Source organism: Glutamicibacter nicotianae (assembly GCF_006539525.1).
In the GTDB taxonomy this organism is placed as follows: Bacteria; Actinomycetota; Actinomycetes; order Actinomycetales; family Micrococcaceae; genus Glutamicibacter; species Glutamicibacter nicotianae.
On record NZ_BJNE01000005.1, the window covers coordinates 152,082 to 165,045 of the forward strand.

At 64.5% G+C, this 12,964-nt stretch carries 15 protein-coding genes; 8 read left to right on the forward strand and 7 right to left on the reverse strand.

Translation table 11 applies throughout. The features are described 5' to 3' along the window. Positions 1-28 precede the first annotated feature (28 nt). Together ANI01nite_RS08125 and ANI01nite_RS08130 are read right to left on the reverse strand one after the other, a co-directional pair. Positions 29-961, reverse strand: coding sequence for a LysR family transcriptional regulator (locus ANI01nite_RS08125; RefSeq protein WP_141357283.1), 933 nt, complete (start codon positions 959-961; stop codon positions 29-31). Positions 962-1,031: 70 nt separating this feature from the next. Further along, positions 1,032-1,802, reverse strand: a complete 771-nt coding sequence (locus tag ANI01nite_RS08130) for a 3-hydroxybutyrate dehydrogenase (protein WP_141357285.1) — start codon at positions 1,800-1,802, stop codon at positions 1,032-1,034. Positions 1,803-2,050: 248 nt separating this feature from the next. Between ANI01nite_RS08130 and ANI01nite_RS08135 the strand changes: the two genes are divergently transcribed. Then, on the forward strand, positions 2,051-2,755 hold the full coding sequence (locus ANI01nite_RS08135; RefSeq protein ID WP_141357287.1) for an NUDIX hydrolase: 705 nt from the start codon (positions 2,051-2,053) through the stop codon (positions 2,753-2,755). 13 nt (positions 2,756-2,768) lie between these two features. On the opposite strand, the gene ANI01nite_RS08140 is transcribed toward ANI01nite_RS08135, so the two are convergent. Beyond that, positions 2,769-3,905, reverse strand: coding sequence for an acyl-CoA dehydrogenase family protein (locus tag ANI01nite_RS08140; RefSeq protein WP_141357289.1), 1,137 nt, complete (start codon positions 3,903-3,905; stop codon positions 2,769-2,771). Between the two features lie 118 nt (positions 3,906-4,023). Here ANI01nite_RS08140 and ANI01nite_RS08145 point away from each other — a divergent pair, with 118 nt between their 5' ends. Continuing rightward, a complete protein-coding gene (locus ANI01nite_RS08145) occupies positions 4,024-4,533 on the forward strand; it encodes a GNAT family N-acetyltransferase (RefSeq protein ID WP_141357290.1) in 510 nt (169 codons plus the stop codon). Here ANI01nite_RS08145 and ANI01nite_RS08150 read toward each other — a convergent pair. Beyond that, on the reverse strand, positions 4,530-4,898 hold the full coding sequence (locus tag ANI01nite_RS08150; protein ID WP_038993270.1) for a winged helix-turn-helix transcriptional regulator: 369 nt from the start codon (positions 4,896-4,898) through the stop codon (positions 4,530-4,532). The two genes, ANI01nite_RS08145 and ANI01nite_RS08150, sit on opposite strands and share 4 nt — an antisense overlap. 84 nt (positions 4,899-4,982) lie before the next feature. Here ANI01nite_RS08150 and ANI01nite_RS08155 point away from each other — a divergent pair, with 84 nt between their 5' ends. The 5 genes from ANI01nite_RS08155 (at position 4,983) to ANI01nite_RS08175 (ending at position 10,712) form a co-directional block, all read left to right on the forward strand. Continuing rightward, positions 4,983-5,591, forward strand: a complete 609-nt coding sequence (locus tag ANI01nite_RS08155) for an NAD(P)-dependent oxidoreductase (protein WP_141357292.1) — start codon at positions 4,983-4,985, stop codon at positions 5,589-5,591. Positions 5,592-5,722: 131 nt separating this feature from the next. Next, entirely contained in the window at positions 5,723-7,387 is a 1,665-nt protein-coding gene (locus ANI01nite_RS08160) for an ABC transporter substrate-binding protein (protein ID WP_141357295.1), read from the forward strand. A gap of 6 nt (positions 7,388-7,393) precedes the next feature. Further along, positions 7,394-8,326: an ABC transporter permease gene (locus ANI01nite_RS08165; protein ID WP_141357297.1), complete on the forward strand. Its 933-nt coding sequence runs from the start codon at positions 7,394-7,396 to the stop codon at positions 8,324-8,326. Next, positions 8,323-9,120, forward strand: a complete 798-nt coding sequence (locus tag ANI01nite_RS08170) for an ABC transporter permease (RefSeq protein ID WP_141357299.1) — start codon at positions 8,323-8,325, stop codon at positions 9,118-9,120. Before ANI01nite_RS08165 ends, ANI01nite_RS08170 begins: the two co-directional genes overlap by 4 nt. Further along, positions 9,117-10,712 (forward strand): dipeptide ABC transporter ATP-binding protein, encoded by a 1,596-nt coding sequence (locus ANI01nite_RS08175; RefSeq protein WP_141357301.1) that lies wholly within the window; start codon positions 9,117-9,119, stop codon positions 10,710-10,712. The genes ANI01nite_RS08170 and ANI01nite_RS08175 overlap by 4 nt, the downstream gene beginning before the upstream one ends. A 205-nt stretch (positions 10,713-10,917) precedes the next feature. On the opposite strand, the gene ANI01nite_RS08180 is transcribed toward ANI01nite_RS08175, so the two are convergent. Then, positions 10,918-11,538 carry a M23 family metallopeptidase gene (locus ANI01nite_RS08180; protein WP_141357303.1) on the reverse strand — a complete coding sequence of 207 codons (621 nt, stop codon included), beginning with the start codon at positions 11,536-11,538 and terminating at the stop codon, positions 10,918-10,920. Positions 11,539-11,573: 35 nt separating this feature from the next. Between ANI01nite_RS08180 and ANI01nite_RS08185 the strand changes: the two genes are divergently transcribed. Next, positions 11,574-11,843, forward strand: a complete 270-nt coding sequence (locus tag ANI01nite_RS08185) for a type II toxin-antitoxin system prevent-host-death family antitoxin (protein WP_307723207.1) — start codon at positions 11,574-11,576, stop codon at positions 11,841-11,843. Positions 11,844-12,378: 535 nt separating this feature from the next. Here the strand turns inward: ANI01nite_RS08185 and ANI01nite_RS08195 are convergent. Beyond that, positions 12,379-12,693 (reverse strand): HigA family addiction module antitoxin, encoded by a 315-nt coding sequence (locus tag ANI01nite_RS08195; RefSeq protein ID WP_038993262.1) that lies wholly within the window; start codon positions 12,691-12,693, stop codon positions 12,379-12,381. Continuing rightward, positions 12,668-12,949, reverse strand: coding sequence for a type II toxin-antitoxin system RelE/ParE family toxin (locus ANI01nite_RS08200; protein WP_038993261.1), 282 nt, complete (start codon positions 12,947-12,949; stop codon positions 12,668-12,670). The genes ANI01nite_RS08195 and ANI01nite_RS08200 overlap by 26 nt, the downstream gene beginning before the upstream one ends. Positions 12,950-12,964: the final 15 nt, after the last annotated feature.

The following is a 12,964-nucleotide window of genomic DNA, read 5'->3' on the forward strand; positions in this document are numbered from 1 at the left end:
TGCAGTTGCAGCTGCCCGGTTTCCCGCTTCAGGCGGAGTGGGACTCGTGATCTGCGGCGATCTGCAGCAGCGTCTGCTCGGTACGGCCCAGCACCTGCGCCGCCGGCCAGATGGCGTGCAGCTCGCGCAGCAGGGCGGGGCCGTCAAAGGCGATCTCCACCAGGGCTCCGGCCGCCAGCTGGCTTTCCACGGCCAATTGGCTGAGCACCGCCGGGCCCATGCCGCCGGCCGCGCACTGGCAGATGGTCGCATTGCTGTTGAATTCGGCCACCGGCTTGGGTCGCTGGGCATGGGCGATATAGTCCAGGAACGCGCGGGTGCCCGAGCCTTCCTCGCGCTCGATCAGCGGCGTGCTCTGCAGCTCGTGCAAGGTCAGCGGCTGCTCGCGCAGCGCCCATTCATGCCCGGGCGCGACCACAATCAGCATCTCGTCGCGGAACACCGGTTTGCTCTTGAGCCCCAGCGGTATATGCGGGGTTTCCACGAAGCCGAGGCCTACCTCGCCTTGCTGCACGGCACGGATGACATCCTGCGAATTCATGATCAGCATGCGCGGCGTGATCTGCGGCAGCACCTGGTGCAGCCGGCCAATCCACTGCGGGGCCAAGTATTCGGCCACCGTCATGCTCGCCCCGAACTGCAGCTCGGATCCCCCTGCATCGGCCAGCGACCTGGCGCCGGCGGCCAAGGCTTCCAAGCTGGCCAGCGCTTCCCGGGCCCATTGCACGGTGAGCACGCCCTCGGCGGTCAGCGTGGAGCCGGTGGTTTTCCGGGTGACCAGTGAATATCCCAAGCGGCGTTCCAGGGTTTTCAAGGCGCGCGAGGCATTGGGCTGCGCCATGCCGGCCGCCCGGGCCCCGGCACTCAGGCTGCCGTGGTCGGCAATGCCCACCAGCAGTTCCAGCGAGGAAATCTGCAGCCAATGGGACAGGCTTTTCGATGAGGGCGAATCGCTTTCCATATCACGATCATATGCCTGCGGCGGCTCGATGGGACGGACCAGCTGCCTGCCGGTAGCGCAGCCATTGCCTTCACCTCGCGCTCCATCCCCCGTCCATGGCATAGGACGCGCCGGTGACCATGCTCGCTGCGTCAGCGCACAGCCAAGCCACCAAGGACGCCACCTCTTCGGGTTCCACCATCCGCTTGACTGCCGCCTCGGTCAGCATGATTCTCTGGACCACCTCGGATTCTTCGATGCCGTGGGCCTTGGCCTGGTCGGCAATCTGCTTCTGGACCAGCGGCGTGCGCACATACCCCGGGTTAATGCAGTTGCTGGTGATCCCGTAGTCCGCTCCTTCCAACGCCGTGACCTTCGACAGTCCTTCCAACCCGTGCTTGGCCGCCACATAGGCGCTCTTGAAAGCACTGGCCCGCAGCCCATGGATGGAAGAAATATTTATAATGCGCCCGAAGCCGCGTGCGCGCATGCCGGGCAACGCCGCGCGGATCAGCAGGAAAGGGGATTCCAGCATGAGCCGGTGAATCAGCCGCCACGCTTCGGGATCAAACTCATGGATCGGAGCCACCCTTTGCACGCCGGCGTTATTAACCAGGATGTCGATATCCAGGCTGAGCTCTTCCAAGGATTTGGTATCCGAGAGATCCACGGCCCACGCCTTCCCGCCAAGTGCCCTCGCCGCTTGCCCGGCCGCCTGCTCGTCCACATCGGCAATGGTCACATCCGCACCGGCGCGGGCCAATGCCGTCGCGCTGGCCAAGCCGATGCCCGACGCGCCACCGGTAACCAAGGCCCGGCGCCCGGCCAGCCCTTCAGGACCCTGCCTGTTCTCTTCAGCCATGTGGCCCATCCTCTGCTTAGCTCCACTGGATCGTCCCGGTGCGCTGTCCGCAATTGCGTGCACCGCACTTCGTTTCAACGTAAGCTCCGGCAAGGACACCGGTCAACGGCATTGGCTGTGCAGATTCCGCAGGCAAATGTGCAGGCTTGCACAGTGATTACCGTTGGATCTGCGTTGGCTGTGCGCCAGAAGCTAAGCTGGCATTCAAAGGCTATTTCGCAATCCACGAGCCAAGGACACGGTAAGCAATGACGACTTCCCCGATACCTGCGACCCCCGCTGAGGTTCCCATCCGCAAGGCAGCCAGCGTTCTGCTGCTGCGCGAGGCAGCCGCCGGATTCGAAGTATTCGTCCAGCACCGCGTGAACACGATGGACTTCGCGGCAGGCATGGTGGTCTATCCCGGCGGACGAGTTGATCTCCAGGACGGACAGGCGGCAGACGAGGCCGAAATGGATCCGGCAGTGCTCAGCGATCACGTCCAGCGTTGGGCGCACACCTCGGTCCTTGCCGAAGGCCGGGAACGCGCGCCGCACCTGGCCGGCGAGGTCCTCTTCGCAGCCCGGCGCGAAGTCTTCGAGGAAACCGGCCTGCTGCTGGATCCTGGCCAACTGCATCCATGGGCCAACTGGGTCACCCCAGCCGGTTTCCCACGGCGGTTCGACACCTATTTCTTCGTCGCTGCATTGCGCGCAGGCCAGGAACCGATCCACCAGACCACCGAAGCGGTGATTTCCAAGTGGACCAGCCCCGAAGCGCTGTTCGCTGCGCTTGAGCGCGGCGAGGTCAAAATGATGCGTCCCACCCAGCGCACCTTGCTGGATGCGATGGAGCTGGGCAGCATCGAGCAGATCATGTCCAGCAAGCCGGTGATTTCCCCAGTCCACCCGAATCCCGAGGATTCGCAGTCGTCACACCCGGTGCGGGACTCGGAGCGGCAACCCAGAGGCTAGCCGCCGCCCTGGCTCAGGATTCCAGCAGCGAGCGCCCGACGATCAGCGACATGATCTCGTTGGTGCCTTCCAGGATCTGGTGCACGCGCAGGTCCCGGGCGATCTTCTCCATCCCGTAGTCAGCCAGGTAGCCGTAGCCGCCGTGCAGCTGGATCGCGCTGTTGGCGGCATTGAAGCCGGCATCCGAGGCCATCTTCTTGGCCATCGCGCACAACCGCACCCGGTCCGGGCTCTTGGCGTCCAGGGCGGCCGCGGCACGGCGCAGCAGCGAGCGGGCGGCTTCCAGTTCCATGTCCATCTCGGCCAGCTTGAAGACCAGGGCCTCCTGCCTGGTCAGCGGCCCGCCGAAGGCCTGGCGTTCCTTGAGGTACAGCGCCGACTTCTCCAGCGCGCTCTGCCCGCCGCCCAGCGAGCAGGCACCGATGTTCAGCCGTCCGCCGTTCAGCGCCTGCATGGCCATGGAGAATCCCTGCCCTTCGGTGCCCAGCAGATTGCCGGCGGGGATGCGCACGCCTTCCATGATCACCTGGCGGGTGGGCTGCGCCTTCCAGCCCATCTTCTTCTCGTTCGGCCCGAAGCTCAGGCCCTCGGCATCTCCGGGGACCAGGAAGGCGCTGATGCCGCGCGAACCGGTATCGGCGGTGCGGGCCATGACGATGTAGAGCGCCGAGCTGCCAGCGCCGGAGATGAACTGCTTGACCCCGCTGAGCACATATTCGTCCCCGTCCCGGCGGGCCCGGGTCGACAGGGCCGCCGCGTCGGAGCCGACGCCCGGCTCGGTCAGGCAGTAGGAGCCGAGGTCTTCCATCGTGGTCATCGATGGCAGCCAAGCGGCACGCTGCTCGTCATTGCCGAAGGTGTCCACCATCCACACCACCATGTTGTGGATGGAAATATAGGCAGCCAATGTCGGATCGGCCTTGGCCAGTTCCTCGAAGACCAGCACAGCGTCGCTGCGGGTCAGGCCCGATCCGCCATGGTCTTCCGAAACATAGATGCCGCCCATGCCCAGCTGGCCGGCCTCGGCCAGCACATCCACCGGGAAGTGCTGTTCCTGGTCCCACTTCAGGGCGTTGGGAGCAATCCTGGTCTCGGCGAAATCATGAACCATCTCGATCAACGACTTCTGGTCATCGCTTACTTCAAACAACACCGGCTCCTTTGCCTGCACCTTGCGTCTTTGACCTCAGTCTATGTGACGCAAGATACACTTAGGGCGTATCAGTTGAATTCCGAAGCATCCATTTCGAAAAGTTGGGCTCACCCGCATGCAGATCCGCACTAGCACCGCCGAGGATTGGCCTGGGATCTACGGCTTCTACCGCAAGATCATGGATGAAGGGCAAACGTACGCGTTCCCGCAGGGCCAGTCCCTTGAGGAAGCCCGTCCGTGGTGGATGGAAGAGCCGCCAGGCCAAACGGCGGTCGCCGTGGATGAGGGCAGGATCATCGGTTCAGCGAAGATGGGCCCGAACAAGCCCGGAGCTGGATCCCATATCGCCACCGCTTCATTCCTGGTCGACCCGGAAGCCCGCAGCCGCGGCGTGGGGCGAGCGCTGGGCCGCTACGTGATCGAGTGGGCCCGGCAGGAAAACTACCACGGCATCCAATTCAACGCGGTTGTCGAAACCAATGAGGCGGCAGTGCACCTGTGGCAATCGCTGGGCTTCACGATCCTGGGCACCATCCCGGGAGCCTTCAATCATTCGGCCAAGGGGCTGGTGGGCCTGCACTTCATGTTCCTGCCCCTGGAACCGGCCGCGTCGCCTGGGCGTTAGCCGCGCGCGTCAAACCGCTCGCGGGCGGCGAGCACCTTAGGCACATGCTCCTCTGACCACAGGCGCAGGATTTCCATGGGTTCCAGGATCCCCTGGCCCAAATCGGTCAGCTCATAGTCCACCCGCACCGGCACCTGGGCGAACACGGTGCGCTGCACCAGCCCATCGCGCTCCAGATTGCGCAGGGTATTGGTGAGCACCTTGGGCGTGACAGCTCCGATGCGTTCGCGTAACGCAGAGAAACGTTGCGGTCCGCCCGCCAGCGCCAGAAGCACCAGCGGTGTCCATTTATCGCCTAGACGCTGCATAATTTCACGTGACGGGCATTCCTGCATGAACACGTCGAAAGGTTCATGGCTATCCATGAGGAAACCTAGTTTCGTTGTAGTAGTCGGTATCTAAAGGATACCATTGTGTCGAAGCCAATTCCCTCAAAGAAAGAGAACACCATGAAGATTGCAGTATACGGAGCGACCGGCATGGTCGGCTCGGAAGTTGTTGCCGAAGCCATTTCCCGCGGCCATGAGGTCACCTCGGTCACCCGTTCGGGCAAGGAGGTCGAGGGCACCACCGCAGTGGCCGCCGAGCTGGGCGACGGCGCGGCCTACCGCGATCTGGGCAAGGGCAACGACGTGATCGTCATCGCCGTGCCGCCATCGCGCACCGGCGGCGACCACCAGGAATACCTGGATGCCTTCGAACAGATCACCGAAACCCTTGTTCCGGCCCGCCTGGTCGTGGTCGGCGGCGCCGGCACCACCGAAGTGGAGGGCGTGCGCCTGGTCGACACTCCGGGATTCCCCGAGGAATACAAGGCCGAAGCCACTACCTGCGCCGAGGTCTACGACATGTTCACCTCGGTTTCCGGCATCACCTGGACCGTCGTGGCCCCGGCCCCGGTCATCATGCCAGCACGCCGCACCGGCAGCTACACCCTGGGCACCGATTCGCCGGCTGGCGACTTCGTTTCCTCCCAGGACTTCGCCGTGGCGATCCTCGATGAGATCGAAACCCCGGTCCATGAGAACCGCCGCATGACCGTGGCCAGCGAAAAGTAGTCCGCTTCACGGATTGCCGTTGGCAAGCATTCGCCAGATCGGAGCGGGACGCTCCGATCTGACGAATGCGTTCCGGATGACTAGAGTTGGTTTGGTCATCACCACTAGTTCATCGAGGTAAGCACTTCCCCATGCAACGATACTCGCGCGCATCCCGGATCCTCGGCTGCGCTATCGCGCTCCCGCTCATTGGATCCCTGCTGGCCAGCTGCTCGGCAGGGGCCGGACCCGATTCCACCGCAGAGAATGCGAAGCCGGTAGCCGGCGGCACCCTGGTCTACGCTTCGGGCGATGCCGAGCCGTCGTGCCTGGACCCGCATGTGGGCGGCAACTACCCGCAGGCCCTGGTGGCCAGCCAGTACCTCGAATCCCTGTTCACCAAGGATGCGGACGGGAAGATCATCCCGTGGCTTGCCGAAAGCACCGACGTATCCGAAGACGGCCTGACCCGCACCATCACCCTGCGCGACGGCATCAGCTTCACCGACGGCACCAAGCTCACCGCCGAAGCCATCAAGGCCAATATCGAGCACCTGAAAGATCCGAATACCGCTTCCTCCACCGGCTACCTGGCCGTGGGCAAGGTAGTGGACATCGAAATTGTTGATGAGCTCACCGCCAAGCTGACGCTCTCCTCCCCGGATAACGCGCTGCTCGAATCGCTGTCCATGCCGTGGACTGCCATCGAATCCCCCAAGGCGCTGGAACGCGACCAGGCCACCAACTGCGCCTCCCCGGTAGGCACCGGCCCGTTCAAGGTCGAGTCCTGGGAGCACCAGAAGGCAGTGAACCTGGTCCGCAACGACGACTACGTGCTGCCGGTGGGCGACACGGCGCGTGCCGATGACAAGGCCTATCTGGATGGCATCACCTGGCGCTTCATCCCGGAGGCCGCCACCCGCTACGCCGCATTGCAGTCCGGCGAGGTCGACGTGATCGACAACGCGCAGCCGGACACCATTGCCACCGCGACGAACGACAACTCGCTGGGCCACCTGGATGCACCGCGCCCGGGCGCTTCCAACCGCATCGAACTGAACAGCTCCAAGGCGCCATTCGATGACCAGCGCGTGCGCGAAGCATTCATCCGCTCCGTGGATGCCAACTCCGGCATCAGCGCCCTCTACTTCGGCACCGCGCAGCGCAGCTACTCGCTGCTCTCCTCCGTGGAGCCGCTGGGCTACACCGACGAGTCGCTGTTCGGCACCGATGCGGCCAAGGCCAATGAGCTGCTCGATGAAGCTGGCTGGACCGAACGCGACGCCGAAGGCTACCGCGTGAAGGACGGCAAGCGCCTGTCCCTGGACTTCCCGGTCTCCACCAACCAGTCGGTTCCCGCCGAGCAGTCGCTGTTCGAGCAGTTCCAGGCTCAGGCCAAGGCCGTGGGCTTCGAGGTGAAGATCCAGCTGCTGGACCTGTCCAGCTGGTACGGCGCCCTGGCCAAGCACGAATACGACCTGGTCTCCGCTCCGTACACCAAGGTCGGCCCGTCGGTGCTGCGCATCCTCTACCACTCCAATTCGACCGTGCCTGCGCCATCGGGCTACTTTGCCAACAACGCGCAGGTGAAGAACGAGAAGCTGGATGGAATCCTGGCCGAGGCCGAGCAGACCAATGACGAGGCGCTACGCGCTTCGCTGTACGAGCAGGCGCAGAAGCTGGTGCTCGAGGGCTACTACGTGCTGCCGCTCTACGACCAGCAGAACCACTTCCTCTACGGCAAGAACGTGCACGGAGTCGGCGCCACCACCGCCGTGTCCTCGCCGATCTACTACGACACCTTCATCACCGAGTAGCAACCGGTGGGCACGATTGCTTGGGCCGGGCGCAAGATCGGCGGCGCGCTGGTGGTGCTGTGGCTGGTCGCCACCGCCATCTTCATCGCCATCCGGCTGATCCCCGGCGACCCGGCCGAAGCAATCATGGGCGGCCCCGGCTCCCAGGCCTCGGCCGAAGCGCTGGCCGCTGCCCGCGCCGAGTATGGACTGGACCGGCCGCTCATCGCCCAGTACCTGATGTACCTGGGCAAGCTGGCCACCTGCGATTTCGGAACCTCCTATTCGCTCAAGCAGCCGGTGATCGGCATCATGGGCGAGGTCCTGCCCAACACCCTCTGGCTGGCGCTGCTCGCCCTGGCCGCTGCGTGGGTGCTGTCCCTGTGCTTCGCCGCCCAGGCCATGCGCGCCAACCGGGTGGGCGCCTGGGTGGGGAATATCGTGGAAATCATTGCCGCCGCGGTGCCGCACTTCTGGCTTGGCGCGGTGCTGATCATGTTCTTCTCCTCGATGCTCGGCTGGCTCCCGGCGGTGGACAACGGCACGACCCAGGGCCTGGTCCTTCCGGTGCTGACCCTGGCCTTGCCGCTGGCCGGATTCCTCACCCAGCTGATGCGCGATTCGCTTAGCTACGCCATGTCAAGCCAGTTCGCGCTGGCCGCCCGAGCCCGCGGCGAGAGCCGGCTGGCAGTCTTCTGGCGCCATGGCCTGCGCCATGCCGCCTTGCCAGCACTGGGCCTGACCGGCTGGGCATTCTCCTCGCTGCTCTCCGGGGCAGTGGTGGTCGAAGCGGTCTTCGCCCGCCCGGGCCTGGGCCGCTCGCTGCTCTCTGCGGTGCTGGCGCGCGACATTCCCATGGTTACCGGCATCGCCTTGTTCTCCGCACTGGTGTACATCGTGGTCATGGCCATCACCGAAGGCCTTGAACGCGCCATCGACCCGGCAGGAGCGAGCTCATGAGCCGCACCGCGAAGATCCTCAGCATCGCCTTCATCGCCCTGTGGGCGCTGATCGCTCTTGCCCCTTCGGTGCTGGCCCCGGGCGACCCGTTGGCCGTCAACCCGGCCGAGGCATTCCAGGCGCCCGGCACCACGCACTTCTTCGGCACCGACGAATCCGGCCGCGACATCTATACCCGCGTCATCCATGGCGCCCGCGACTCGCTGGCCATCGGGTTGGCCGCCACCGCGCTGGGCATGGGTCTGGCCATCGTCTTGGGCACCGTCGCGGCGCTGTCCCCGCGCTGGCTCGATGAGATCATCCTGCGCGTGCTCGAAGCGCTGTATGCGATTCCTTCCCTGCTGATGGCACTGCTGATCATCGCCTTCACCGGTCCCGGAGTCGGACCGGCCATCGTCGCGGTAGGCCTGTCCACCGCACCGGGCTATGCCCGGCTGGTGCGCAGCCAGATCCGCACGCTGAAGAGCTCCGAAATGCTGGAAGCGGCCACCGTGCTGGGCCGCGGCACCTGGCTGCGCGTGCGCAACCACCTGGTCCCCAACGCCCTGAAGCCCCTGCTGGCACTGGTGACCCTCGGGATTGGCCAGGCGGTCATCTGGGCCGCGGCGCTGTCGTTCCTGGGCTTGGGCACCCCGCCCCCAGCCCCTGAATGGGGCGCCATGCTCTCGGCCGGACGCACCTACCTGCACCTGGCCTGGTGGATGAGCCTGTTCCCCGGTCTGGCAATTGTTTTCGTGGCCGCCGGCGCCACCCTGATCGGCCGTGCGCTGGGCGGAAAGGCCAGGACCACATGAACGGGCAAGCATTGATCACCGCCAGGAATCTGTCGGTCAGCTTCGGTTCCACCGTGGCGGTGAAGAACGTTTCCTTCACCGTCCGGGCCGGAAGCTGCCTAGCGCTGGTGGGCGAATCCGGCTCCGGCAAATCCGTGACTGCACGCAGCCTGCTGGGACTCTCCGGCGGCACTGCGACCGCGGACGCGCTGGAAGTCTGCGGGCAGGATGCCCTGTCGCTGTCCGAGCGCAGCTGGCAGCAGATCCGCGGCAGCTCCGTCTCGATGATCCTGCAGGATGCGCTGATGGCGCTGGATCCGTTGCGTCCGGTGGGCAGGGAAATCGGCGACGCGCTCAAGGCCCACGGCAAGCTGCCCCGGGCCGAGCGCCAGCAGCGGGTGATCCAGGTGCTTGAGTCCGTGCGCATGCCCGAACCCGAACGCCGCGCCAGGCAGCGTTCCACCGAGCTTTCCGGCGGCATGCGCCAGCGCGCGCTGATTGCCCAGGCCCTGGCCGGCAACCCGCAGGTGGTCATCGCCGATGAGGCCACCACCGCGCTGGACTCGGCGCTGACCGCCTTGGTTCTCGCGCAGCTGCGCGAGCTGAAGGAGCAGGGCCGCGGCGTGCTGATGATCAGCCACGATCTGGCCCAGGTCGCCCACCTGGCCGATGACATCGCGGTGATGCGCCAAGGCGAGATTGTCGAGGCCGGAGTCGCCGCGCAGATCCTGGGCAACCCGCAGCATGAGTACACACGGCAGCTGCTGCGCGCCGTGCCTTCGGGCGTGCCGCGCTTCGTGCCCTTGTCGGCAGCCAGCAGGCCTTTGGCCGCACCGATGCAGAAAGATCCCGCGCCGGCTTCCAGCGCGCTGTCGGCCAACGGGCTGTCGAAGAGCTTCGGCAAGCATGCGGCCGTCGAGTCGGCCAGCTTCGAGGTACCCCGCGGCAAGACCCTGGGCATCGTTGGCGAATCCGGATCGGGCAAGACCACCACTGCCCGCATGGTCCTGGGCTTGCAGCCACCGGATGCCGGCACTGTCGAGCTGCTCGGCGAACGCTTCGCCCCGGCCCATGAGCCGCAGCGCCGGAAGCTGCGCGAGCAGATGGGCGCGATCTACCAGAACCCGCTGGGATCCTTCGACCCGCGCTATTCCGTGGGCCAGCTGCTGGCCGATGCGCTGAGCCGGGGCAAGTCCAAGCGCGCTGCCGAATACCGCGTTCCGGTGACGGAGCTACTGGAACAGGTTGAGTTGTCCCTTGGTTTGCTGGACCGCAATCCGCGCGAGCTCTCCGGCGGGCAGCGCCAGCGCCTGGCCATTGCCCGTGCGCTGGCACCGAAGCCATCGGTGCTGGTCCTCGACGAGCCGGTCTCCGCCTTGGATGCTTCCATCCAGGCCACCGTGCTGGATCTGCTGGATAGGATCCAGGTCGAGACCGGGACCAGCTACCTGTTCATCAGCCACGATTTATCGGTCATCGAGCATATGAGCGATAACGTCGCGGTAATGCATCAGGGCAAGATCATCGAGCAGGGTGCGACAGCCCAGGTCTTCGCAGCTCCGCAGCAGGAGTACACGAAGCTGCTGCTCTCGGCGATGCCGCGGTTGCGCTGAGCGCCTCTAACCGCGTCCCAGTATCGCTTGGGTCATTCGTGTTACTGGAGCTAGTCACACACCAACACCATCAGTGCGAGTATGTGTTGTGTGCTTGTTCTGCTGCGAATCGAAACATCTCTGGAACTGGATAATGTGTTTCACACATTAGACTCCCGTGCTAAGTATGCTGGCATCCATACTTGGCTTGACGGCCCTTGGGCCGTCAAGGAATTTCCAGAATCTTGCCGTTGCGCGGCAGCTGGCCGTCGAAAAGCATCGGCACCGCCTCGGCTGCGTGCACAGGCAGCCTGTCGATAGCCTGCACATGAACATGCGGTTCGGTGCTGTTGCCGGAGTTGCCGCATGCGGCAATGAGATCCCCGAGCGCGACGTGGTCTCCGACGCCAACTTCGAGGCTTCCCTGTTTCAGGTGGCATAGCGCAACGACCGCTGCACCGGTTTGGATCATCACGTGGTTCCCGGCGAGCGCCTGCCACCCGTGGGCAAGCCGTTGGCGTTGGGTCAGCGCATAGCCAATTGATGCCAGCCCGCGTCGGGCGCGATGGTCGGGCATCGAGGCATCCGCCGCGATCACGGTCCCGGCGCACGGCGCCAGAATGGGCACCCCGAAACCGAAAAAGCTCGTTGGCTCCTCTGTGCCTAACCAGGTCCTGGTGGTCACTGGCGCGGACCCTCCCTGCTCATCGACTTGGACGAAGTCGATGGCGTAGGATGAGGCGAACAGGGTTGTTCCGTGGCTGGGCACCCGGTCCGCCGGGCTGTTCTGGACCAGCCAGAGCCCGGTGAAGGGATAGTGCAGGTGCACCGCATTGCCGCCGCTCATAACAACCCCTGTAAGCCAAAACCCATGTTGCCTTCTTGTACAAGATCTACCATGAGTTCATGATTTCCGTAGCCCTCGCCGACGTCCGCAACCGCCAGGCCGATCTCATCGCCACAGCACAGCGTGAGCCTGTCGTGATCACCTCTCGCGGGGCTGGTCGACGCGCAGTCGTCGTATCTCCGGAGTTCTGCGATCGCGCGCTCCAGGCGTTGGAAGATCAAGCCGACATTCGTGCCGCGGCGGCCGCGCGCCAAGAGACCGAACCCATCTCCCACGAGGATCTGGCCGCCGAGGTCGGCCACTGATTCGTGGCGTATCGCATCGGAACCGGTGACTACCGAGTCGTTCATGACGTCGTGGACGATGAACTGGTTGTGTTGCTCCTCAGGCGCGGGCACCGTCGAAAGGTCAATCGATGAGCGGCGATGGTTCCTCTTCGATCCCAATGTAGATCTCACGCACTCGAGCCCCAGCGTGGAGGCCAAAGGCACCGATTGGGACCTTATAGTACGGGACTTGGACAGTTCACTTCACGGTGGGCACCAACGACTTCAATTCGCGAGGGGCAAGCACTCGGCCCTCGGCAAAACCCGCCTTCAGCAGCCCCGATGACGACAGTGAGATGCACTTCAGCGACACGCGGAAAGTGGCGATCGATCAGCGTGACGCCGACGACCGTCCCCTCACTGCTTCGTATAGCCCACGTCTCCTTGGAGTGAGCTGCCTCGATGCAATCCTCGTTGGAATCCGGCCGCGCGAATCACTCGGGGACCGTGGCGAGCAACTTCGCGACGTCCTCAGGCGCCTGCCGGTCGCGCCGAACAACGAATCCTGTACTGGTCAGGCGACGGCTAGAGGTGTGATCGCCTCGATCTGCTCAGACACCCGGTCCCGGGCTAGCTCCAGCTCATAGTGCGCCTGCAGGTTGAGCCAGAACTGTGGGTCGATCCCGAAGTAGCGCCCAAGGCGCAACGCCGTGTCAGCAGTGATCGCACGCTTGCCGTGCACGATCTCATTGATGCGGCGTGGCGGCACGCCGATAGATACAGCCAGCTTGTTCTGGGTGATCCCGAACCCTTCGATGAAGTCCTCCATGAGAACCTCACCTGGATGAACGGGATCCCACTTCTCAGTGGTAGTCGACGAGTTCGACATTCTCGGCACCTCCTTCTGTCCAGCTGAAACAGATTCGCCACTGATCGTTGACCCGGATGCTGTGCTGCCCCACACGGTCGCCTTTCAGCGACTCCAACCGGTTGCCAGGTGGCACGCGCAGCGAGTCGAGGAATCGGGCGGCATGGATCTGCGTCAGCTTTCGAATGGCTGCCTTCTGGACACGGGGATCGACCGACGGCACCTTATCGCGATGCCAAAGTCGCTCAGTCGCCTTGTCGGCGAAGGATCTGATCACACCTACAGCATGCCA

Excerpts from the sequence above, each read along its gene's own strand:
- ANI01nite_RS08175 (WP_141357301.1), top strand. The coding sequence starts at position 9,117 with ATGAACGGGCAAGCATTGATCACCGCCAGGAATCTGTCGGTCAGCTTC.
- ANI01nite_RS08180 (WP_141357303.1), bottom strand. The coding sequence starts at position 11,538 with ATGAGCGGCGGCAATGCGGTGCACCTGCACTATCCCTTCACCGGGCTC.
- ANI01nite_RS08130 (WP_141357285.1), bottom strand. The coding sequence starts at position 1,802 with ATGGCTGAAGAGAACAGGCAGGGTCCTGAAGGGCTGGCCGGGCGCCGG.
- ANI01nite_RS08145 (WP_141357290.1), top strand. The coding sequence starts at position 4,024 with ATGCAGATCCGCACTAGCACCGCCGAGGATTGGCCTGGGATCTACGGC.
- ANI01nite_RS08125 (WP_141357283.1), bottom strand. The coding sequence starts at position 961 with ATGGAAAGCGATTCGCCCTCATCGAAAAGCCTGTCCCATTGGCTGCAG.
- ANI01nite_RS08150 (WP_038993270.1), bottom strand. The coding sequence starts at position 4,898 with ATGGATAGCCATGAACCTTTCGACGTGTTCATGCAGGAATGCCCGTCA.
- ANI01nite_RS08160 (WP_141357295.1), top strand. The coding sequence starts at position 5,723 with ATGCAACGATACTCGCGCGCATCCCGGATCCTCGGCTGCGCTATCGCG.
- ANI01nite_RS08135 (WP_141357287.1), top strand. The coding sequence starts at position 2,051 with ATGACGACTTCCCCGATACCTGCGACCCCCGCTGAGGTTCCCATCCGC.
- ANI01nite_RS08170 (WP_141357299.1), top strand. The coding sequence starts at position 8,323 with ATGAGCCGCACCGCGAAGATCCTCAGCATCGCCTTCATCGCCCTGTGG.
- ANI01nite_RS08155 (WP_141357292.1), top strand. The coding sequence starts at position 4,983 with ATGAAGATTGCAGTATACGGAGCGACCGGCATGGTCGGCTCGGAAGTT.
- ANI01nite_RS08195 (WP_038993262.1), bottom strand. The coding sequence starts at position 12,693 with ATGTCGAACTCGTCGACTACCACTGAGAAGTGGGATCCCGTTCATCCA.